This window comes from Halonotius sp. F2-221B, assembly GCF_046719765.1.
In the GTDB taxonomy this organism is placed as follows: Archaea; Halobacteriota; Halobacteria; order Halobacteriales; family Haloferacaceae; genus Halonotius.
Window position 1 is genome coordinate 1 of sequence record NZ_JABEBY010000018.1, and the last position, 21,571, is coordinate 21,571.

Annotated in this window: 18 protein-coding genes and 1 pseudogene; 12 read left to right on the plus strand and 7 right to left on the minus strand. The window is 47.6% G+C overall.

The window, feature by feature from the left end:
• From HKK80_RS12675 to HKK80_RS12705, 7 genes and pseudogenes are all read left to right on the plus strand, one after another.
• A pseudogene (locus HKK80_RS12675) lies at nt 1–345 on the plus strand (ISH6 family transposase); the annotation flags it as partial.
• Between the two features lie 188 nt (nt 346–533).
• Nucleotides 534–806: a hypothetical protein gene (locus tag HKK80_RS12680; RefSeq protein ID WP_411799964.1), complete on the plus strand. Its 273-nt coding sequence runs from the start codon at nt 534–536 to the stop codon at nt 804–806.
• A gap of 192 nt (nt 807–998) precedes the next feature.
• Nucleotides 999–1,517 (plus strand): hypothetical protein, encoded by a 519-nt coding sequence (locus tag HKK80_RS12685; protein WP_411799965.1) that lies wholly within the window; start codon nt 999–1,001, stop codon nt 1,515–1,517.
• Between the two features lie 89 nt (nt 1,518–1,606).
• Nucleotides 1,607–2,371, plus strand: a complete 765-nt coding sequence (locus tag HKK80_RS12690) for a SprT-like domain-containing protein (protein ID WP_411799966.1) — start codon at nt 1,607–1,609, stop codon at nt 2,369–2,371.
• Nucleotides 2,372–2,411: 40 nt separating this feature from the next.
• Nucleotides 2,412–3,104: a hypothetical protein gene (locus tag HKK80_RS12695; protein ID WP_411799967.1), complete on the plus strand. Its 693-nt coding sequence runs from the start codon at nt 2,412–2,414 to the stop codon at nt 3,102–3,104.
• 113 nt (nt 3,105–3,217) lie between these two features.
• Nucleotides 3,218–6,133 carry a helicase-related protein gene (locus HKK80_RS12700; protein ID WP_411799968.1) on the plus strand — a complete coding sequence of 972 codons (2,916 nt, stop codon included), beginning with the start codon at nt 3,218–3,220 and terminating at the stop codon, nt 6,131–6,133.
• Between the two features lie 174 nt (nt 6,134–6,307).
• Nucleotides 6,308–6,598, plus strand: coding sequence for a hypothetical protein (locus tag HKK80_RS12705; protein WP_411799969.1), 291 nt, complete (start codon nt 6,308–6,310; stop codon nt 6,596–6,598).
• Between the two features lie 281 nt (nt 6,599–6,879).
• Here HKK80_RS12705 and HKK80_RS12710 read toward each other — a convergent pair whose 3' ends face one another.
• The gene (locus tag HKK80_RS12710; protein ID WP_411799970.1) at nt 6,880–9,531 is read right to left on the minus strand and encodes a restriction endonuclease; all 2,652 of its coding nucleotides are present in this window, start codon (nt 9,529–9,531) and stop codon (nt 6,880–6,882) included.
• A 139-nt stretch (nt 9,532–9,670) separates the two neighbouring features.
• On the minus strand, nt 9,671–10,042 hold the full coding sequence (locus tag HKK80_RS12715; protein WP_411799971.1) for a hypothetical protein: 372 nt from the start codon (nt 10,040–10,042) through the stop codon (nt 9,671–9,673).
• Between the two features lie 109 nt (nt 10,043–10,151).
• Here HKK80_RS12715 and HKK80_RS12720 point away from each other — a divergent pair, with 109 nt between their 5' ends.
• The gene (locus tag HKK80_RS12720) at nt 10,152–10,967 is read left to right on the plus strand and encodes a CBS domain-containing protein (protein ID WP_411800014.1); all 816 of its coding nucleotides are present in this window, start codon (nt 10,152–10,154) and stop codon (nt 10,965–10,967) included.
• Between the two features lie 137 nt (nt 10,968–11,104).
• Here the strand turns inward: HKK80_RS12720 and HKK80_RS12725 are convergent, their stop codons facing one another.
• On the minus strand, nt 11,105–12,811 hold the full coding sequence (locus tag HKK80_RS12725) for a serine/threonine protein kinase (protein WP_411799972.1): 1,707 nt from the start codon (nt 12,809–12,811) through the stop codon (nt 11,105–11,107).
• A gap of 178 nt (nt 12,812–12,989) precedes the next feature.
• Here HKK80_RS12725 and HKK80_RS12730 point away from each other — a divergent pair, with 178 nt between their 5' ends.
• Nucleotides 12,990–13,415, plus strand: a complete 426-nt coding sequence (locus tag HKK80_RS12730) for a hypothetical protein (protein ID WP_411799973.1) — start codon at nt 12,990–12,992, stop codon at nt 13,413–13,415.
• Between the two features lie 574 nt (nt 13,416–13,989).
• Here the strand turns inward: HKK80_RS12730 and HKK80_RS12735 are convergent.
• Nucleotides 13,990–14,322: a hypothetical protein gene (locus HKK80_RS12735; protein ID WP_411799974.1), complete on the minus strand. Its 333-nt coding sequence runs from the start codon at nt 14,320–14,322 to the stop codon at nt 13,990–13,992.
• Between the two features lie 706 nt (nt 14,323–15,028).
• Between HKK80_RS12735 and HKK80_RS12740 the strand changes: the two genes are divergently transcribed.
• Nucleotides 15,029–16,246, plus strand: a complete 1,218-nt coding sequence (locus HKK80_RS12740; protein WP_411799975.1) for a Cdc6/Cdc18 family protein — start codon at nt 15,029–15,031, stop codon at nt 16,244–16,246.
• Nucleotides 16,247–16,599: 353 nt separating this feature from the next.
• On the opposite strand, the gene HKK80_RS12745 is transcribed toward HKK80_RS12740, so the two are convergent.
• The 3 genes from HKK80_RS12745 to HKK80_RS12755 form a co-directional block, all read right to left on the minus strand.
• Nucleotides 16,600–16,980, minus strand: a complete 381-nt coding sequence (locus HKK80_RS12745; RefSeq protein ID WP_411799976.1) for a hypothetical protein — start codon at nt 16,978–16,980, stop codon at nt 16,600–16,602.
• Complete coding sequence (locus HKK80_RS12750; RefSeq protein ID WP_411799977.1) at nt 16,977–17,831, minus strand: ParA family protein; 855 nt, start codon at nt 17,829–17,831, stop codon at nt 16,977–16,979. Before HKK80_RS12750 ends, HKK80_RS12745 begins: the two co-directional genes overlap by 4 nt.
• A gap of 136 nt (nt 17,832–17,967) precedes the next feature.
• Entirely contained in the window at nt 17,968–18,528 is a 561-nt protein-coding gene (locus HKK80_RS12755) for a TATA-box-binding protein (protein WP_411799978.1), read from the minus strand.
• 293 nt (nt 18,529–18,821) lie between these two features.
• Here HKK80_RS12755 and HKK80_RS12760 point away from each other — a divergent pair, with 293 nt between their 5' ends.
• Entirely contained in the window at nt 18,822–20,213 is a 1,392-nt protein-coding gene (locus HKK80_RS12760) for a DEAD/DEAH box helicase (protein WP_411799979.1), read from the plus strand.
• Nucleotides 20,213–21,556: a DUF790 family protein gene (locus HKK80_RS12765; RefSeq protein ID WP_411799980.1), complete on the plus strand. Its 1,344-nt coding sequence runs from the start codon at nt 20,213–20,215 to the stop codon at nt 21,554–21,556. The genes HKK80_RS12760 and HKK80_RS12765 overlap by 1 nt, the downstream gene beginning before the upstream one ends.
• Nucleotides 21,557–21,571: the final 15 nt, after the last annotated feature.

Here is a 21,571-nt window from a genome sequence, read left to right on the forward strand (position 1 = left end):
AAGACAGCGTGGCAGTTGGATCAGTACGGATCAGAGAAGGCAGCGGGATATCTCTATGGGTGGTTGCCGTCAATCGTGACATTTGCTGAGGCAGCTATCGAGGGGTTCGAGGTGCCGTGGACCTCGAACCCCGTCGAACGGCTGATGGGGGAAGTCAGCAAGCGGTGTAAGAACCAGTGGATGCGCTGGACAGCAGAGGGGCTAGAAGCGTTGCTCCAACTTCGGCTGGTGAAGTACGCCGATTCATCTCACTACCAGTTGTTCCTTGACGAACTGCTCCAGCGATCAACCAAAACAGCAATGAGCTGTGACCTCTCAACTGAAAACACCAGAGGCAAACTCTAGAGGACTTTGCGACGCGACCAATTAATCGGACTGCTCTTTGTTGGTCTGATAGTATTTTTGTCAGTTTTGGTCGGAGGGACTAATTTGCTCAACTACCGTATGAAATCATAGGTTATACTCAACAAGGAAACTACAAAATCCGATTCACCGTTAAGTCCATTATTCTTCCATGTCAGGACAAAAGTGCAATGGAATCAGAAACAGTTGAGCTTGGTTCAGCGCATGTGAAGGCCATAAAAGCTGTTCTTAACACGAGCGAAGAGATCAGTGGTGAACTGGACGACCAGCTACCAGAGGGTGAGAGCAGTGTAGAATTGGAGCTTGAGAATAAGCATCGAGAGATGTTGAGTGCTCTTCTTTCGGGTTATAAAGATATTTTGACTGAAGAATTACCAGAAGGGGAAGAATATCATGCTGACTTTGATGTAATAAAAGATGTTGAAGACGAAATTCATCGGTGAATATTTGGTATAACTACCATTTGAAATGAATAATTCGGGCTAACGTTCTAAGCAGATTACTCTGCAAGATACGCGCTGTGCATCTCGCACCGCCCATCTTGATAGCAATCCGATAAATTTGTTTCACTAATTTCGGCAAGAGTCTTCAATGTTATCGCCTCCTTCTTCACATCTAAGCGATTGGCCCTGACCATGGAGACAGACACGTGGATAGAGCGATTGATAGTACAGGAACTGTCGTATCCTGACAAACGGCATAAGCACGACTATAAGCCGAAAGAAGCTTCTACGATGGAATTGATAGTGACCGCTGCCTCGTTGAAGGACGAACTCGAAGAGATCACACAGACTTGGGAGGGCTTCGATGAACTCAAAGCGAAGCTAGAAGACGATGTTGAGCAGGCCATAGACCGCCTCCACGAGCGTGGCTTCATTACGAAGGAAGGTGAGCAACCCCTCCAGTTGAAATCCGCATCACTGCTAAACATCTTCGAGGAGCCAAACGACGAGCAAGAATCGGTCGATATGTCGCCGATCTGGACGCTTACCGACGACGGGTTGGCTGAGGCGGCTCGAATAAACGACGCATATACTGAGGACCTCGCAGAGATAGCGGCGCAATATGACGATCCCGAAGATGCGCCACGCTCTGAATTACTCCCATTGCTCAAAAAATACGGAATCAACCCAACTGGTCTACAGGTTGATTGATGTCAACGGGTGGAACAGCCACCCACAGTTCAACCTCCAAACGAGCGGTATCCGAGACGATTTTGTCTCCTGACCGCTTGCAGTGATACATGTCTGTGGCTGGTCACCTCGGTGATGCTCATGACCTCTCTGAACGCGCGCGGCAATATGCGAACGAGGTGATTTTCCGTGACGAGTGGCCGCTCACTGCTGAGCATGTTAACCTCAACCGGGTGACCTTCGAGACGAGCACGCGGATGGAGCGAAAGCACGGCGTGTGTTCGTCTGATGGAGCGGGCAATAGCACCATTCGGCTCTCCGAAAAGACCTTTGAGCGAGCCGGGTTCGAAGCAATGGAAGAGACGATTCGCCACGAACTTGTTCACGCTTACCAGCACCAGACCTCCGGGGTTGACCCCGGACATGGTGACTCATTCAAAGAGTGGGTAGGGCCGCTAAACCTCTCGGGTCGATGCAGTACTCACTATGACACTCAGCCCGAGGATTACAAATATCGGTTCTACTGTCTGCAGGGCTGTGGATTCATCGGCGGGCGACACCGGTGGAGTAAGGGTGTTCAGCGTGCAATCTGCGGAAATCTTGTCTGCGGTGAATGTGACAGTGACCTCCGTGTCGAAGGGCCAAACGGCGTGCTTGATGAAGTCCCAGAGTGGCGTAAGGACTCATCGTTCGACGAGGACGATCTTCAGTATCGATTCTACTGTGAGAATTGCGGGCTCATCGGTGGACGGCGGCAAATGTGCAAGACAGTGCGACGGGTAGCCCGAGGGGAAACGGTGTGTCAGGACTGTGGGTCTTGGAATATAACCGTCCGGGATGAGGACGATACTCTCCTTGCCCCCGCTGAGTTATAATACCTCCAAGGTTGACTGTACAGACAGAGACATAGTTCAAATGACGAGTGATAAAGACGCAGTCCACACGGATCTCGTTGACGCAGTTACAGCGGTCGTTGACCAGTGTCTTGAGGATACCCGCGCCGTTGAGGTTGGCCAAGATAACTGGTATCCAGACCTCCTGTTCCGCCAAGAGACGTTCATTGTCCACGAGACAGCCGATGACGTAACTATCCAAGTCTCCAGTGAAGCAGAAGCTGACCTCACAGAGTCAATGGCTGGGTCTGAATCCTATTACAAGCAGATTTCGGACGCACGGCCAAGGCTCGAAGACGAACTGAATGCACGCAATTTCGTTACCGAAGGATACAGCGATCCCGAAACTGGTGAGGGGAGATTACGTGTGTTTGGCTGGGATCACGATCCATCGTGGTTCGAACAGGGTGACTACATGAAGGTGTATCGCTGGCGAACGCCAATTGAGGTCGTTCACGTTAGCCCGCCTGGTGAGCAGCCTCCAGAAGATCGACCACTGCCAGTCACAGGCGATGGCGAGTATATCGGTGCAGATACGCTGCACTTGTATCTCCGTGGCAACCGAGGTGGCGAGTACCTTATCGACTATGACGATGACGTTGCCTCGCTTTACCAACGAGACTCTGACACGAGTGAGACGCTAACAAAATCGAGTGAACCGGGGAAGACAATTTTTGTCGGCAATCCCGAAACTGGCCCGCGACAAACTGGGTGATGGATCTGGGACGCCCTGTGGCACTGGCCCTGACGTACTCTAATCGTTGGAGATGTTGTAGGACGGCCGCCAACATTCAAGACATCGTGTTCTCTTGACTTCTATAGCCCCTGATGAGCGATATCGCATTCTCTCCCGGACAGCAAGTCCTTCTTAACGGCCGCTCTGCAGAGGTTATTCAGACCCAAACCGTCGGTGATATCGAGTATCTTCGAGTCTACATCGATGGCGATGGCACGAAAACAGTCTGTCTTGAGGACGTGGATATCGAAGCCAAACAGTCCGGTATCGACGGGCTCGGTGATCTTCAGCTCGAAGACTACCATCCAGATCACGAAGCTGTCTCCGCACAGTGGTTCGATCTTCACACGCAAGCAACGAAGCTCAAACTCGCCCACGAGCAAGGGCAACTGCTCAGCATCTCAAATTCACTTGTCCGATTAGAGCCCTATCAACTCGCCTGCGTGAACTGGGTGATGCAGAAGCTCCGCCAGCGAGCACTTATCGGCGACGACGTTGGACTCGGGAAAACGATTGAGGCAGGACTCATCCTCAAAGAACTCTCGGCCCGCAACCGTGCGGATCGTGTCTTGTTCGTCGTGCCAGCCCATCTCCAAAAGAAGTGGATTCGAGATATGGATCGCTTCTTTGATATCGACCTGACCGTCGCTGATCGGGCGTGGGTCGAAGGAGAACGGCGACGGCTCGGAGAGGAAGCCAATATCTGGAATCAGGATCACCAGCAGCTCGTCACAAGTATGGCGTTTCTGCGCCAAGAGGAGTTCCGCCCCGCACTGCAGGACGCCTTCTGGGATGTGGTCGTTGTCGATGAGGCACACAAGGCCGCCAAGCGAGGCGAGTCACCGAGCAAGACAGCCAAGACAATCGATACCGTCGCCGGAACTTCAGATTCACTGCTCTTGCTTAGTGCGACGCCACACGATGGAAAAGGTGAGGCATTCCGCTCGCTCGTTGAGTATATCGACCCGTTCCTCGTCGCCGAGGATCAAGAACTCTCCCAAGAGACGGTTGACCGAGTGATGATCCGGCGAGGGAAAACCGATATCTTCGATGACGACGGTGAGCGAATCTTCCCGGATCGAGAGGTCAACTCTGTCTCTGTCTCGATGACACATGATGAACGGCAGTTCTATCGTGCCGTCACCGATTACGTGAAGAACGTCTACAACCGCTCTGACAAGTTGAACGAACCCGCCGTCGGGTTCGCCATGGCACTCATGCAGAAGCGGCTGGTGAGTAGTGTTGGAGCGATTCATGCCACTCTCCGGCGTCGATTGGATGACCTACTAGATGAGGAAGCTGCGACTGAGAAGCTTTCTGCAGATGCTGAAGCATATCTTGATGGCGAAGACCTCGATGAAGATGCCAAACAAGACGCCGAAAACGAACTGGCCGGACTGACGATAGCCAGTAATGACGCGCAACTCGAAGAGGAAATCGATACACTGCGCGATCTCGTCGCTCTCGCAGAAGATCTCCCCGTCGATTCAAAAGCTCAGAAAGTGCGGCGATTCATCAGTCAACTGCTTGAGGAACAGCCAAACGAGAAGCTCCTGTTGTTTACCGAGTATCGGGACACCCTCGATTACCTACTCGACTTCGTCGAGGACGAACCATGGGCCGATGAGATTCTCGTTATTCACGGCGATGTAGACAAAGACGAGCGAGCGCGGATCGAAGACGAATTCAATCACGGCCAATCTCGGTTGCTGTTCGCTACGGACGCTGCCAGCGAAGGGATCGATCTCCAGCACAGTTGCCACATCATGGCTAACTACGAACTCCCGTGGAATCCCAACCGGCTCGAACAGCGCATCGGGCGTATCCACCGGTACGGACAGAACAAGGAAGTGAAAGTCTGGAACTTCCTGTTCGAGGATACCCGTGAGAGCGAGATTTTCGAGATGCTCCAAACCAAGGTCGAAGAGATCCGCACGAAACTCGGGAATACGGCCGATGTGCTCGGGATTCTCGATGATATCGATGTTGATGGGCTCATCATGGAATCGATCCAGAATGACGATCCACCCAGTGCCACGAAAGAAGAATTAGAGGAGATGATCGAAGAGCGACAGCAAACCCTAGAGGAGTGGTATGAGCGAAGCCTCGTCGATACGAGTACGTTCGATGCGGAAAGCCGCCAGCAGATCCAGGAAGTCGTCGATGCCTCTGAGGATGTCTATGGAAGTGCAGGGGATATTCGAGAGTTCTTCCAGCAAGCTGTCGAGGCGTTTGGCGGTGAATTCGAGAAACGAGGGACAAATCTGTATGAGGCCACACTGCCAGCGGAGTTACATCCCACCACAGAAGGTGAACCCTACGGCCCATTCACCTTCGACCGAGACTTCGCCATGGATCACGAGGATATCACGTACATCGCCCCAGACACTGATGTTGTTCAACAACTCATGACGCGAGTGCTTGATGATTCTCGTGGTGAGGTTGGAATCAAGCTACTCCCGTTTGTCGATACGCCAGGGATCACGTACAACTATCGCGTCGCCTTCGAGGACGGGACTGGAGAGATTGTGCGAGAAGAGACACTCCCAGTTTTCGTCGATGTCGATCAACAGGACGCACAGCAAGTACTGGGTGAGCGGGTTATCGAGGGAGACACGGTAACCGCGAAACCTGATATGGATGACCTGCGAGCAGTCCTTGATACCAGAGACGAACTCAGAAAAGCAGCTGACCGGTATGTAAGTGCCCAAGTGAACGAAATCAAAGCTGACCTCCAAGAGATGCGCCACGAGGAAACCACTCGGGAATTAGAAAATCTCGATGAATATGCACAGGCTGAACGAGAGCGGATTGAGTCCTTTATCGAAGAATACGAGCGGAAAGCTGAGGCGGGTTCAGACATGGATATTGCCATTCGAGGGCAGCAAGAACGGCTAGAACAACTCAAAGATCGGATCGAAACACGTCGAGCTGAACTCAAACGTCGAGAACAGATTATCTCGCTCGCGCCAACGGTCGACAATTACTGTCTCACTTTCCAATTGTAGAATTATAAGCGACCGGCCCAGTCCAACTCCGTCCAAAGCATGAATCTAATTTGATTGCAAAAGGAGAGAAGAGTATTTAAATTAATAACATATATTTTATATTAATCGCAAGAGGGAGTGTAGATAGAGGGTGCTACAAACAATTAGAAATCTACCCGTGCTACAATAGTGTGTATGAATTCCGAATCGATGGTTGAAGATCGAATCACTCGACAAATCCAGTACCAAAACGAAATCGCCGAATTAGAAGCTCAACATGGAAATGATATCTATCAAGATTCAACCACACCTATTGTGATATGGCTCTTCGAAGTTCAAGCGAAGAACACGAAGGTCGGTGGAAAAAAACCAGAAGCATGGATTCCCGAGGAAGTGGCTGAGAGCATTCAACGGTTCTGTAGCGAGCGTGACCGAGACGCTACGGAGTCAATCATCTCCGTGGCAACACCGTCTATCCGCCGGTAGGTGAAAGAGACAACCAAGCAGCTGGCCGACGAGGGACATAGTGATTGATGGCGATTAATCTCTATTCACGACCTCTGCCGAAGTTAGGCGACGTACCGTATCATCGAGCAAGGAGTTGATGTGCGAACGATGATGTTGGTGTGGGGTGGTCAGATTACTCCGCGATTGAACCATATCTCGGTAAGATAATAGAAGATAAAATCAGTCAATCAATGGTTAATTGATAATCAGTAATGCAAATTAGTAGATTATTCAATGGACTTGTCTTGCAAATAATCGTATTATTCAGGCGGAGGTAGTCTCGAATCACTTAACATATTTAGAAGTTGTTGTCCAGAAATTAATTCTATTTTTTTACCATGACGTTTTGCCTCTTCAATCGCTGTGTTAGTATATGAAGCTGAACTTACAATTATCGCACGGTCAGCGTTGTCACCTGAAAGTACACCTGCTGTTTTTTGCACTGTGGGTCTACCAACATTATTTCCGGTGCTGTTCTGCTTGACTTGTATAAGAACAGTTTCCTTATTATTTTTAGCGACAACATCAATACCTCTATCACTCGAAGCTTGCGTTACTGTGGTGGAATAACCCATATCGCTCCACAGACGGGAAACTAGATGTTCGAAGCTTTCCCAGTCGTACTGAAATAGATCTTCAGAAACCCACGTAGTGTTTATTATATCATCTATATTCCTCTCTAACGAATCTATTTTTTCAACATCTCCATTAGAAATTGCGTCGTTTAGACTTTCTAAGGTTTCATTTATATCAATATGAGGATAGTCCTCATCTATTTGTTCGACAAAATTTATAACATTCTCGGCCGAAGTTTTAATTTGCTCAAAATCTTTAATCTTCTGTTGTATTGAATTCTCGTCAACTTTTTTATTATTTATTTTTCTATTGAGTCCAGTTATAACTCCACGAAGTGGTAGTGAAGAATTCCATCCATACAATTTATTTATTCTTTCAACCATATCTACTGTCTTCTCATACGAATTAAGCATATTGATTGCTTGAGAGGGGTTATCATTTATGTCTATTTCAGCAATATTTTGTTGAAGAGTATCTGTTTCTAAATCTATATTTGTATTTTGTATTGAGTCGAGTCGTATATTGAGCGAACTTTTTATTTCGTAGCAATCAAGGAAAAGGGAAACTTCTTCAAGCTTTTCTTTGGCTTCACCAGGAGGATCGCCCCGGCTGATGATCTCAATAGCTTCTGTAGTCGATACATTAATATCAATAGGCTCATCTTTTTCAAATAGACTCTTTATTCTTTGTTCGATTTTACTGTGTTGTCGGATCGCTTCGCTTGTATCTTGTAAGTAATTATTAAAATCACTAACAGCCTTTTCAGCCTCATTAATCGAGTCGTAGTTCGTAGGACTAGCTTCCCTCATCCGGGATTCGATTTCAATATCAAAATCAACACTTTCGTTTATATCATTTGCACGCTGAATAGCCTCATCATAATCCTGTTGGACACTCTTCCTATGCGCCTGTTCTTTAGCTTTCTTAATAGCAACCACAGCTCCTCCGAGAACACCAATACCACCTAAAAATGCTCCAGATGTTTCAATATTTTGAATTTTTCTTTCAGTTTCTTCAGCAAATTTTTGTGCATTTTCATATTCCCTATTATCAAATGCAGATTTAGCAAGTGAAAGAGAACTCTCCTGACCAGATATTTCTTCAAACGTATTAACAACAGATGACGTGCTCATATTTTTTACCCTGCTGATATTTTTTTGTGCAATGGCGCGCTGACCTGCAAATGTATAAACAGAGTCCATTTCACCACTAAAGAACGCAGTATCATTATGGATTGTAATAAGCGGTGCCGCCGTGGTCGGTAAGGTATGACTCCATACTGTTTGGCCAGATCTACTGTCAACTGCTCGGATAGAACCATTTGAACTCCCTAAATATAGTATATTATTAGATTTTTTCTTGTTCATCCATTGAACTGCTCTATCGTACTTGTTTTTCCAAACAATTGATTGGTTTCCCATATCCACAGCTAATGTTACCCCGTCATCATAGCCAATATATAATAAATTACTAATCATTGTGGAATTCAATTGGTTATTCGAGACGCTCAAGTCCCAGCGTTTTTGTCCGTCAGAATAATCAAACCCATAGATTGTACCATCCTTTCCAATCCCCACAAGATGAGATTCTCCAGCTTGAGGATATCCTGTAAGAGAATAATCTCCAGTATTCCATAATAATTCTCCAGATTTTTGATTATATGCATGAATACTTCCATCAGATTCTATAATATCAAGCTCTGAGGTGTATTTTTCCTCAGCAATAGTTGCAAATATCTTTTCATTTTTTGTATCCATACCAACAACCGGTTTGCCACTTTTTGACCACTTATTCTTTCCATTATCTTTCCTAAGACACATTAATTCACCTGGTGTAACACGGAACCCATCACTATTTTTTCTGTTTTTAAATCCTCTTCCTGCCGCAAATATGTAGTTATCCTGAATAGACAAATATGGAAGTGGCTGTCCTTGGGCGAATTCCACCTCCCAAATCTTAGACCCCGCATTAGGATCTATAGAATATATATTATTCCTTCCTGTGACAAATACAGTTTTTTCATCAGTATAAGGGGTTCCAACAACGCTCGGGAGATCGATTGACCACATCCGTCTTCCAGAGTCAATATCAAGTGCAGCAAGTTTACCATTCGAATTTCCAAAATTACTCATTCCGACAAAAACAGTTTGATTTATTTTTCCACCAACATCTCCAGCATCGTAATCAATCTTAGACTCCCAATTTAGTTCCAATGGAAACCCAATATAGTAATTTTCCTCAGAAGGGTTCTCTTGCTGGGCAGAAACAAATGGTAGACTTGACGCTGCAATCACCCCAGAGAGTAATGAACGACGAGTTAATCCAGAATAATTCATATACAGTTGATTGTTAATCCATCTCCACCATACATAAATGTAACTCACAATAAAATATAAAACAAAACCTGGCTAAGTTGCAGAATAAGATAACTTTGTAGGAAATTACCCTCTTTAATAGGAGAATTAAAAGACGGAGTCAAGTGTGGACTAAATCAGATATCCCAGTGTCGAGGAGTGAATGATTCATGGAGCGAGTAGATAATGTTCCAATTTGCATAAGATCAAAACTCTCAATTGATCGGTCAAGTGAATGATCAACCGTTGATGCTACCAGTTGCAGAAGATTGTCAATTGAAATCACGGTAAGTGGGTGTTGACCAAGAAAATAACCGGTGGCTAAACTGTTTAGAGAAACAGTAATAAAAGAGCCTCTATTGACCTTATCAAGAGCTAATTCTGCGTCTCGCCGTTGGAAAACTGATGTCTCAAGATCTTCGATTGGGAATAATTCATCTACAACTTGGTACTCAACACCGCCTCCTGCAGAAGATAAATTCTTATTAGACATAACTAGATTATATTATATACTTAGTGGTGATAAAATTATGGATTTGCAACCAATATACTCTGAATATTATCCCTTGGATTTGAGTATACTCAATAATCAATTAACGATTATGGCACGGAACCTGTATGATTGCACTGCATCAGAACTCGCCACTCAATCCGTTGAAACACTCTCAAAGGATACATCCAATAGCGAAGCAGCGAATTGGTTTGAGGAAACTGGATATGACGCGGCTCCAGTTTACATATCAGAAGATCCCATTGGGTTCGTCCACAAGGACGATGTGAGCACCAAAGAGGAAAATATCGCTATTGAAGAGTCACTCACGCCACTCACTATTGAATATATAATTAGTGGTGACACCACATTTTTAGGTATGGTTTCAGCTCTGATTGAGAAGCCGGTATACTTCTTAGGCGGTCATAGACAAGTTGACGGTATTCTCACCCGCGCTGATCTTAATACAACGCCTGCACGAATATATCTCTTTGATCGGATAACATATCTTGAGGAAACTCTTAGAGAATTGATCCTTGATCGAATACCTGACTGGAAAGCAACGCTGAATGAAGAAGATATCATCAAAGAGATCGAAAAACGGTATGCAGAAGCACAAGATGCGAATGTCGCACTAGAAGAAATTCACTACACACAGTTCTCAACACTCTGCACAATCGTTTCAAGCGTTAAAGAATGCTGGGTTGCATGTGGATTCTCAAGAGAGAGGAAAGCTAAAGATCGTCTCAACGATATCAGAGAACTTCGGAATGATGTTGCACATGCCAATCTAATCGTTGAGAATACCGATAGTAGTGGATTTCTCAACGCTGGTCGCACAACAGAGAACTTCTATGAAGTGTTAGAATCGATCAATGACGTTCTCAATTCCTTACAAGCAGAGGGATACGAGCCCGAGAATAGCTGATAGCAGTCGGGACTCATTATACTGAATCTTAATTGAGCAATTAGGAATGTTGGGCGGATTTAACAGCACTAAATCAGGGGACACGACTCTATCACAGAAAACAACACGTCATTCGATCAAAATAGGATGAAACTCAGTTAGTGAAGATTAATATGCAATTCATCTGTAGAAACAGAGTCTGGAGACCCCTTCAAAACCTTTCTGGCTTCCTCTGAAACATTCATTTCTGCTTCGATATGTGAACCAATAGAAACCAGATAAGTATTGATAAAAATATTTTCAGGCTTAATTTGTTCCTGCGTTTCAAATGGCACTATCATTCTGGCTTTAGACCCTGAATGAATGTCTGCATGCGGGCAGTACCAACCCGAAGGAATGTTACTAAAACTACCACCAGATTGTACCGAATAGCTGTATCCATCTACACAAGAGACTGAAAAGGCATTAATACTGAATTGAGACCAGTTTTTGTCCGTCTTATTTTGTAATTCTACAAACACATACATCATATTCGCCGAGTCTAAAAACTCAAAACCTATTAGCTCAACTATTAACTCCCCAGTTTCAACCCGTGCACTTTCAGAAGTATCCCCCCTGGACGACTCTTGGCCTTGGTTAGCGTAAAGCGAGTCTGTTGATGGGATCGCTTGCTTAGACTCAGGTAAAGTCGAATTAGATGCACTCACGGCGGTGGTATTCACCGAGCTTGTTGTCGTTTCTTTGCTGAGATTATCAAATATATCCTGAAGATCATCACGGAGATATACGATATCATCATACCGATCTTCCTTCTGTTTAGCCATTGCTGTCAAAAGTACATTATCTAACGACTTGGGCACGTCAGTGATTTGGCTTGGCGGGGTTGGAGCGTCATCCATTACGGCTCGCATCACTTTCGTTGGCGATCCCTTGAACGGCGGATCGCCTGTGAATAACTTGTATAGAGTTGCTCCAAGTTGGTAGATATCGGTGCTCAAATTGGTCTCTCCATAACTCTCATCAAACTGTTCGGGTGCAGCATACTGTGGGGAGACGCCTTCCATGCTGTTCGAGTGGTGGAGAAGATGCTTGGAAAGCCCCCAGTCTGCGACCTTTGGCACGGCCCACGCATCTTCAACAGTGGTGAAAAGCACGTTTTCAGGCTTAATGTCTAAATGTGCCACCCCGCGACGGTGGGCATGTCTCACGCCGCGTGTGATTGAGATAGCAGTCCAGAGGGCTTGTTCTATGCAGATTGATTCTTGTTGACCAAGATGACCACCATCCATGTACTCCATAGCAATCCACGGAAGCGGGGCATCGCCGTAATCCAGAACACTCACAATGTGGTCGTGATCATCTAATTTGTCCCATGTTTCGGCTTCGTCAATCATTCGCTTAGCTTGATCCGCATGGAGAGTCCCCGAGATTCGGGGTTCCTTGACAGCTAAAATCATATCACCATCAGGTATCGGGTATTCTGCTGTTATTACGTCAGCGTTACCACCGCCGCCAATAGGTTCTCCAAGAGTTAGATTGTCGTAATTAATCGATAAGTCTGGGACTGACGGAATTTTAGGGGGCCGTTGGTCTCTGGCCGATTTGGTACTTTTTGAACCGGAGGGGGTTGATGAGTCTTTCTTGGAAGGGCTGTACGGTCGGTTATCTCTTCCATCATCGGAAGCGTTTCCACTAGTTATTTCATCAGCGTGCTCTGTAAACGACTTTTTGTCACCGGGTTCTCTATCTTTTTGACTGCGAATTCTCTCAACAAATGATTTTTTATTAGATGAATCATCTTCCCTCTGCTCACGTACCTCTTCTACACGTTCTCTAAACGTTTTTTCATCATCCGGTTCTTCCATCTTGTCTGAAGCTATTGGTTAGTGATGATAAAATTTCGCCCATGATCAAAGATAATTAATTGTAATATTTTCCCTTATGGTATGCTCCACGAGAATCATTGTCCGTATATATGCTATGGGTACATTTCTAACCAACCTGACAGCAAGTTATAAAGTAAGAACACAACAATTGGAGTTTATGGTTCATATCGAGATGCGGCCCACACCTGAAAAGAAACAAGAGGCTGAGTACGAGCCAGACTGGCTTCGAATCAGAGGTCAGCCCGATCACATATGGTTTAATAATACGCATCTAATCGAGGTTTCCGACCGAAATGTAGAGGTGGGCAAATATTATCTCGGTGTGAATGGTGAAATGCTCTTTCAGCGTGTTCTAACTATTGATGACGTAGCAGTGGATGGGTCTATACCTTCACATATTGACGACGTTGAAAACCCGCTACAAAAGATTACAGTTGAGATAGTTTACGAGGCTGGAAATAACGATCCTATGCCGGAGAATCCAGCAAAGGAAGTCGTACCAAAGTATGTTTTAGAAACTGAAGAAGCGGTTAATATGGGAGACATATCAGCTACTCCATTTAAACCAGCAAACGATATTTAGGTCGCTACGCCGTCCTCTGAGTACGCAGTAAGCCGCTGCTGTGGAAGCTCGAACCTAATCGAATCTAGTTATGGTCACCACTACCAATCAAGGGGTTGAGGTCGGCGTAGTCATGGTATTCATCCCGATATTCGAGCCCTGATAAAGAGGGTAACGCATCTTGAATCTAAGGGCCAGGGTCAGTTAAGCCACAATGATAGACACACCAGTTGCTACCCGTGGGGCTAGTTGGGTACTCATCGTCCGGGATGGGTGTCCTGAAATGATGTTCGTGAGCCGTTTTGGGGGGTTTCGCCGCCTTGTTAACATCCGGGCGGAGGTCAGGATCAACCACGTACGTCGGGTAGCAATCATCCATCCGTTCGCCACCAACGTTGAACGAGAGATTGAATCGATAACCGGTCGGTGTCCGTCACTCAACCCGTGGTCGAGGAGATCAGGAAGGTGCTCTTGTAGCGAACCCTCACTCACATCGTCCCGGTCAGCTAGCTCTGACGGCCCTTTGATCACGTCACCGGTGGCGTAATGCTCACGGAGATCTTCCCGCAGTGCAGCCCAAGATGCATCATCACCATCACTCATTGACAGCACCCTTGTAATCCCAGACGAGACTGCCTCCATCACGATGAACCTCGTATCGATACGGCCCGTGTGGACATGTTGAGCACGATTCCTTGCCACAGGGCACTTTCTTGATGACCGTTGTCGTCTCACCGGTGTCATCAACTGCTTCAAGACGTTCTTCCTCGGCGACCTCGATCTCATCTGCCGAGATATCTGCTCGGTACTCGATCAACTTGTCAATCCACCCCTGCAGCTCTCGAAGCGTACTGTCGTCCTGTTTGGGAACACCTTCGGCAAGGTACTTCGGGAGACTCTCGGGTGATTGAGGCTGTTCTGCTGGCATTCTTACCAAACAAAACGAGGATATATGGGATTAAAGTTTGGTAAGATACTGAATTCTAGTGAGTTGTAGGGAGGTTTTTTGCGTTCACGTGTGAGAGCCAACAGCAAAAGATGGATCGAGATAGCCAAGAAGTGGATTTCTGGATGGGAAGATTTTGTTGTCGAGATCTGTGACTCACCCCGTAGATTCGTCTGAATATTTTACTATGATTCTCGTGGAATATCGGAACACCCCCCATGTCCGTAGAGTCTTCAGAGTGGATCACTTATAAAACACACACACCCCACCATGTCCGCAGAGTAGCGGAAAATAACAGGGGTCGATAGGATAAACAGCGTTAAGAGAGTCTAAAAAACGCTGTTTGAAGGAGTAAACGAAATATAACGGGTAGCGCAAAGCAAATTCCCGTGACAAAGAGAGTGTTTTCGTGTTTTCTTTACTTTACTACCCATTACGGGTTTGGTTGTTGAGTATTGGTAATAAAGATACCGGTCATATTAGGTGTAATTCTAAGCGATTACTTTGTCAGAGTCTAACGGCCTCTCAACTAGCCACGACCGTCTGCACAACCGGAACCCTAGGTGTATTATCTTGAGATACAGCGGACGTGGTGGGGGGTGTGTGTTTTAAGTCAGATTTCTTCTCCAGACACAGAAGACACTCCGGACGCGGGGGTTTTAAGTACCACCCGTGTTAGTAGTTCTCTATGCCCTCTAAATATGCAGGCCAATCGACCATCTTCGAAGACGAAGAAGTCTTGTCTGAAGATTGGACTCCAGACGACTTGCCTGAAAGAGATGACGAGATCAGCCAGCTTGAATCCGCCTTTGCTCCAGCAACACGGGGTGCTGGAGCCGACAATGTTTTTCTCTACGGTAAGGCTGGACAGGGAAAAACTGCGGCTGCACAAGTTGAGCTATCCGAACTTGAGTATCACGCAGAAAATGAATCCGATGTCCTTGATCTCACTACGCTATTCGTCTCATGTGAAGACTTGACTACTTCATTTCAGGTTGTTAATCAAATCGTCTATCAGCTCACCGGTGAACGTATGAATGGACTTAGTACGTCAGAGGCATTTGATCGAATGTTTGAGGAATTTAACAAAATAGGTGGCACTATTATTTTGGTTTTAGATGAAATTGATAATATTGGAACAGATGACAAAATTCTTTATTCTATTCCCCGTGCAAGATCAAAAGGGTATGTTGACGAGGATGTCTACCCGAGCATTGTAGGTATCTCAAATAATCTCAAGTGGCGAGATAACCTCTCACCTAAAGTCAAAGACTCCTTGTACGATGAAAGTGTCCATTTTGTTCCGTATGATGCTAAACAACTTGGAGAAATTCTTGAACGTCGTGCTCAAAAAGCGTTCATTGATGAAGATGTGCTAGGGAATGATGTCATACCAATAGCATCTGCTTTTGCTGCACAAGACAAAGGTTCGGCACGACAGGCTATCGGGTACCTACGCAAGGCTGCAAAGCTTGCTTCCTCCAAGGGTGATGAAACGGTTACGGAATCTCATGTTAGGGAAGCTGAGGCATTGATCGAGAAAGAGCGAGTTGAGGAGGGTATGCGAGGTCTCACAACTCAAGGTCATCTCGCCCTTGCTGCAACAACCGCACTAGAATTATCAAACGATACTCCAGCTAGAACCAAAATCATCTATGGGATTTATAAAAATATGGCGAAAAAAATTGATTTCAATATTCTCGCTATGCGACGAATGAGAGATCAACTCCATGATCTCGATATGCAAGGCATAATGATTCGATCTGAATTTAACGATGGGTCTCAAGGCGGTCACTATTATAAATACGAACTCGGTATTGAGACCGAAGCGGCCGTTAGCGTACTATCCAATATTTCCCGTCTTGATGAAATTGACCTCAATAGTATCGAGACCACACACCGGTGACGTTTCGATGCCCGAACGACGACTGTTAGCATCAAGCCGACGTGAACAGGACGATAACCATTGCAGACTGTTACCATAGTGGAGAGAGCACTGCCCAACCGATTGTGCTTCTGCTCAGAATACTATGTCGATGCCTCGACTATGGATGAGTTTCTTTGACCGGGACAAGACAATCGCTAGTTCGTTCAACAAGAAAGCGACGGTTTGATTCCTCTAATCTCTTCAGACAAGATTCGGTAATAAGCTGCTCGTGATTCTCGACAGAGGTTCGTGTAAAAGTCTAGATACAAAGTCATTTTTAAAAACGTAAACGCATACGAAAATGCAAACGCAAACGCATACGCAAACACAAATTAGTAGTCGTTCTCGACTCTTTGAACCCGTGCCCGCTTTTCAGCTTCGGCGAGCTCTGGTGTTACGTCCTGAATGCTATATCGAACTAACAACCGCAGTAATTCACTACGGTCACCTTTTGAATCATTGTTAGACCCTAACTCGGCACGTAGAGTTTCGACCGTTGACTGGAGCCGTTCAGGATTCTGTTTTAATGCTTGGAAGAGTGCGGCTGTGCGCTCATCACGAAATGCAACAGTTTTTGATACATCACCGGACTCGATCCGACCCATCGCCTCTGCGAGGTCGTCAACAAAACGCTCGGTAGCTTTTGCTTCTTCATCGAGGGAACTACCGCGATCATCTTTCATACTATCGGGTACTTGTAGGTCGTCGCTCATTGTTCACCTCCGATACGATCAACTAGTTCATTGGCGTTGGCGAGGTAAGCTTCCTTTGCACGGCTGGCTGTAGCCGAGGGCTCTTCGAGCTCGAAAATAGTCTTTCCTGCTTCAGTTGCGTTTCTGATGTCTTGTGATTTTGCCACCGGGTTGGGTGCCATTGCGCCATTGAACTCCTCTTGATAGCGGTTCATATAATCGTCAGCGAGAGTGGTTCCTCGCTCGAATTTATTTGGTATTACCATGGTAAGTTCTGCATCGATATCCCAGTTCGAACGATATTTATCGATATCCTCAGCTAGTTGCTTAACCTGACCAAACTCGTAACTCCCCATCTCTACAGGTGCGATTATGTTTTCAGCTGCCCACACCCCATTGTAGGGTACAATCCTAGATAACCCCGGTAGATCGATTAGGATAAAATCATATCGGTCTTCGAGATATTCGTCTACAAACGCTTTTAACCGACCGTAGCGATCCTCTCGATCCTCAACATTGTTCAGTTCACCATCGACACTATCGAGTCCTGGATGTGCCGGGATCAGATCGATGCCCTCGTTTGTTTCGTAGATTAAACGATCAAGGATGGCATCAGCACCGTTCATTTTGACGAGTTTTCCAAAGTCGTCGTCGAATACTGATGAGAGGTTAGGGAAATCCTCGTCATTCTCGATTGCCGTCTGTTGTGGTTCGTAGAGACCGAACTGTTTGGCGAGATCCGACTGCTTCCCTGCCAAGTCAATCAAGATTCCTTCATGACCTAATTCAGTGAGTGCTCGCCCAAGATGAGCTGTAGTAGTTGTTTTTCCGGTACCACCTTTGTCGAGGAATACTGCTGCGCGTATTGTCATACATATACGTATGCGTTTCCGCAAACGCATATATTTACGGGTCGTAAACTGCTTTGGAGTCAAACCTCGTGGGATCAGCTTGTGATCGTGCGACTGGCAAGGTAGCAGTGAATCGGTGTGACGTGGTCTCCGACAATCAGCCTGCCAAGCCGAGTTCGTCAATCCGTTCGGTCATCTTCTCGACGCCTACAGTGGCGTCTTCTGGCGTTTTGCCACCGGTAATCACGATTTTCCCACTGCCGAAGAGTAGAATGACGACTTCGGGATCATCCATCCTGTAGACGAGCCCTGGGAACTGCTCTGGCTCGTACTCGACATCTTCGAGTCCAAGTCCAATTGCGAGCGCGTTAAGATTGAGGCTGTAGCCGAGGTCTGCACTGGAGACGATATTTTGGACGGTGATTTCTGGATCGTCACCGACTGGAATCCCCAGCCCCTGCAATTTCTCGAAGACGATATCGAGTGCGCCGTGCACTTCCTCGGTACTCGATGCACCGGTACAGACGATCTTACCGGAGCGAAAAATCAGTGCGGCAGCCTTTGGGTCTTGCGTTCGATAGACCAACCCGGGGAAGTTGTCAGGATTAAAATCGGCTCCTGGGATGTCGGTCGCAAGTGCTTCGAGATCAAGTTCTTGACCGATCCCTGTGGATGCAACGACGTTCTGGATTTCGATTGTTTCTGTCGGCTTGACCATGTGTTAGTAGTACAATCGGAGATACAGCACCCACTAATATAAAAGTGGTATATAAGAAGTAATAAAGGCCGCTCGGATAGTCGAGTGTGTACACTAAATTACAGTATTCCCAGCGTGCACCAGCACAGCTGTGGTCAGTATGCCACTGCACACCCCACATTCCAAGTGTAAATCCCCTGATTTCGACCGTCTAAAGCGAATATACGCCGTTAGTGGTTTGGTCGATAGATGATTGATTCATTTGTCTGTTGACCCAGCAGCGACAAGTACGTCCCCACTGTAGGCCGACCCGAATGCGTCTCTCGTTCGACGACGGCACTCTCTTGCTTGCGGATGCTCCCGATACTGTCCCTCACGCTGAATGGGACGACCGTGTCGAGGAGTACCGGGCTCAAGCCCAGCACTATCGAGGGATCTACGAGTGGGCCACCGGTGACGGGCAAGCCACACTTCGGGAATCGACGGCGAGTCTCGCTGAATTCGAGGATGTTGCTCGTTCATATTCTGAGTTCGATCTCACGCCATCGGTCGCTATTGAACCACGAGACTACCAACAGGACGCCTTGGCAGCGTGGCGGGATAACGACCGACGTGGAAGTGTCGTCCTCCCAACTGGCAGCGGCAAGACGTTCCTCGCCGTCCAGGCTATCGCTGACGCCGGTGTCAGTACGCTTGTTGTCGTCCCGACGATTGACCTGATGAATCAGTGGCATGCCACCCTTACCAACGCCTTTGGCGAGCAACTCCCAGACGGTGTTGGCGTTCTCGGAGGCGGTAGCCACAACGTCACCGAGATCACGGTCACGACCTACGATTCCGCCTATCGGTACATCAACGAGTACGGCGACCGATTCGGCTTGCTTGTCGTCGATGAAGTCCACCATCTCCCGGCACCCACCTACCAGCAGATCCCCGAGATGACGATAGCACCGTATCGCCTCGGGCTTACTGCTACCTACGAACGGGCCGACGAACAACACGAAGTCCTGGAAGACCTGCTCGGTTCGGTCGTCTATCAGGAGGCCGTCGATGAGCTGACTGGGGAGTACCTCAGCGAGTACGAGACGATCCACCTACAGGTTGAGCTCACCGGTGACGAACGGGAGACCTACGACGAAGAGTACCAGATTTACCGCGAGTATATCGATACTCACGATATCGAACTCTGGAAGGAAGACGGCTACCAGGAGTTTCTCAAACGAACCTCGTATGACCCGCAAGGCCGACGAGCTCTCATCGCTAAACAACGAGCCGAGAAAATCGCCCGCACCGCCGAGAAGAAACTCGACACCCTCGATAACCTCCTGAAACGGCACTACGACGACCGAACGATCATCTTCACTGCCAACAACGAGTTCGCCTACGAGATTTCCCAGGAGTTCATTGTCCCTTGTATCACTCACCAGACAGCCACCGACGAACGAACCGAGATCTTGGAACGGTTCCGCACTGGTGAATATTCGATGCTGGCCACCTCACAAGTTCTGGATGAAGGGATCGATGTCCCGGCTGCCAACGTCGGGATCATCCTCTCTGGGAGTGCGTCCAAACGGCAGTACGCTCAACGACTCGGCCGTATTCTCCGCCCGACTGACGACAGCCAACCCGCTCGGCTCTATGAGATCATCACCGAAGATACGATGGAGACCTACGTGTCGGATCGCCGCCGACAGGGGGTGGCCTGATGCTCACTGCCGACCTCGCCCGATCCCGGACGGACGGCGACACGGTCACCCCGCTGTTTGTCGATCCCGACGAGGAGCGATATCAACAGACGGCAGCTGAACTGATCGACATCTTCACCGAGCATCTGGGCGAGCCGAAAGGCGAGTTAGAGGCGACGATTGACGAGTTGACAATCGCCGATACGGACTACAAAATCGTCCAAGGGCTGGCGAAACTACTCAAAGACGAGTGTGAGTTCGAAGTTATCGCCCCGGTCGATCCACAGGAGATCCGTCGGCGACTGTTCGAGAAAGCCAACGACTCCTATCCGGTCGTCCGCCAACCGACACTCGGCGATGATACCCAACCACTGGATATCTACAGCAACGTCGCTGACCGACTCGGGATCTCGCTTGAGGAGTGCTACAAAGGAATGTACGCTGACCTCGACGAAAACAAACGGCTCGTTCGCTTCGGCAACCAGGCCATCGAAGGCCATGACGACGATGAGACGACGACGACCACACAGCTCACCGGTGACAGTGCGGAATCGTATGCCGATGATACGATCACCGTCGAGTGGCTACTCACCCGCTACAATCTGGCGTTAGCGCAGGCTGTTCTCTACGATGCGACGGAGATGCGGATTCGCGTCTGGGACAATTTCTCGACGGTGTTCAGCTACGTCAAACTCTTTGGGTTGATGCATCGGATCTATCCGATTGATGATACCGGAAGCAGGGTTGAGAGTACGGACGGAGCCGATGGATACGAAGCTGTGCTAGATGGTGCCGCTTCGCTGTTTTCGAAATCGCGGAAGTACGGCATTCGGATGGCGAATTTCCTGCCAGCTCTGCCCTTGTGTACGCGCTGGGAGATGGAGGCAGAGATTCTCGACGAGACGACCGGAACAACGGATCACCGCCGAACGCTTGCGTTGGATCACACTGATGGCCTCTCTTCACACTATTCGGCACAGAGCGACTTTGACAGCGATGTTGAACGGACACTCGCCACCAAGTGGGAGCGAGCGAACACCGATTGGGATCTCGTACGTGAGGATGATGTCATCGATCTCGGCGCAGAGGTGATGTTGCCTGATTTTGCAATTGAGCATCCTGATGGTCGGCGTGTAATCCTCGAAATCGTTGGTTTCTGGACGCCAGAGTACCTCTCAGAGAAGTTGACGAAGATCAGGGAAGCAGACGCAGCCAATCTCGTGGTGGCGGTTTCAGAACGATTGGACTGCTCGGCAGACGATTTCGAAGGGATGGACGACCGGGTACTGTGGTTCAAATCTGGGATTCACGTATATGATCTCGTGGAGTTGGCTGAGGAGTATGCCTTGCCGACAAATGCCTAAAATTCACAACTTAGA

What these genes read in the sequence shown, in the direction of transcription:
- HKK80_RS12680 (WP_411799964.1), top strand. Translation starts at nt 534, where the DNA reads ATGGAATCAGAAACAGTTGAGCTTGGTTCAGCGCATGTGAAGGCCATA.
- HKK80_RS12685 (WP_411799965.1), top strand. Translation starts at nt 999, where the DNA reads ATGGAGACAGACACGTGGATAGAGCGATTGATAGTACAGGAACTGTCG.
- HKK80_RS12690 (WP_411799966.1), top strand. Translation starts at nt 1,607, where the DNA reads ATGTCTGTGGCTGGTCACCTCGGTGATGCTCATGACCTCTCTGAACGC.
- HKK80_RS12695 (WP_411799967.1), top strand. Translation starts at nt 2,412, where the DNA reads ATGACGAGTGATAAAGACGCAGTCCACACGGATCTCGTTGACGCAGTT.
- HKK80_RS12700 (WP_411799968.1), top strand. Translation starts at nt 3,218, where the DNA reads ATGAGCGATATCGCATTCTCTCCCGGACAGCAAGTCCTTCTTAACGGC.
- HKK80_RS12705 (WP_411799969.1), top strand. Translation starts at nt 6,308, where the DNA reads ATGAATTCCGAATCGATGGTTGAAGATCGAATCACTCGACAAATCCAG.
- HKK80_RS12710 (WP_411799970.1), bottom strand. Translation starts at nt 9,531, where the DNA reads ATGAATTATTCTGGATTAACTCGTCGTTCATTACTCTCTGGGGTGATT.
- HKK80_RS12715 (WP_411799971.1), bottom strand. Translation starts at nt 10,042, where the DNA reads ATGTCTAATAAGAATTTATCTTCTGCAGGAGGCGGTGTTGAGTACCAA.
- HKK80_RS12720 (WP_411800014.1), top strand. Translation starts at nt 10,152, where the DNA reads ATGGCACGGAACCTGTATGATTGCACTGCATCAGAACTCGCCACTCAA.
- HKK80_RS12725 (WP_411799972.1), bottom strand. Translation starts at nt 12,811, where the DNA reads ATGGAAGAACCGGATGATGAAAAAACGTTTAGAGAACGTGTAGAAGAG.
- HKK80_RS12730 (WP_411799973.1), top strand. Translation starts at nt 12,990, where the DNA reads ATGGTTCATATCGAGATGCGGCCCACACCTGAAAAGAAACAAGAGGCT.
- HKK80_RS12735 (WP_411799974.1), bottom strand. Translation starts at nt 14,322, where the DNA reads ATGCCAGCAGAACAGCCTCAATCACCCGAGAGTCTCCCGAAGTACCTT.
- HKK80_RS12740 (WP_411799975.1), top strand. Translation starts at nt 15,029, where the DNA reads ATGCCCTCTAAATATGCAGGCCAATCGACCATCTTCGAAGACGAAGAA.
- HKK80_RS12745 (WP_411799976.1), bottom strand. Translation starts at nt 16,980, where the DNA reads ATGAGCGACGACCTACAAGTACCCGATAGTATGAAAGATGATCGCGGT.
- HKK80_RS12750 (WP_411799977.1), bottom strand. Translation starts at nt 17,831, where the DNA reads ATGACAATACGCGCAGCAGTATTCCTCGACAAAGGTGGTACCGGAAAA.
- HKK80_RS12755 (WP_411799978.1), bottom strand. Translation starts at nt 18,528, where the DNA reads ATGGTCAAGCCGACAGAAACAATCGAAATCCAGAACGTCGTTGCATCC.
- HKK80_RS12760 (WP_411799979.1), top strand. Translation starts at nt 18,822, where the DNA reads ATGCGTCTCTCGTTCGACGACGGCACTCTCTTGCTTGCGGATGCTCCC.
- HKK80_RS12765 (WP_411799980.1), top strand. Translation starts at nt 20,213, where the DNA reads ATGCTCACTGCCGACCTCGCCCGATCCCGGACGGACGGCGACACGGTC.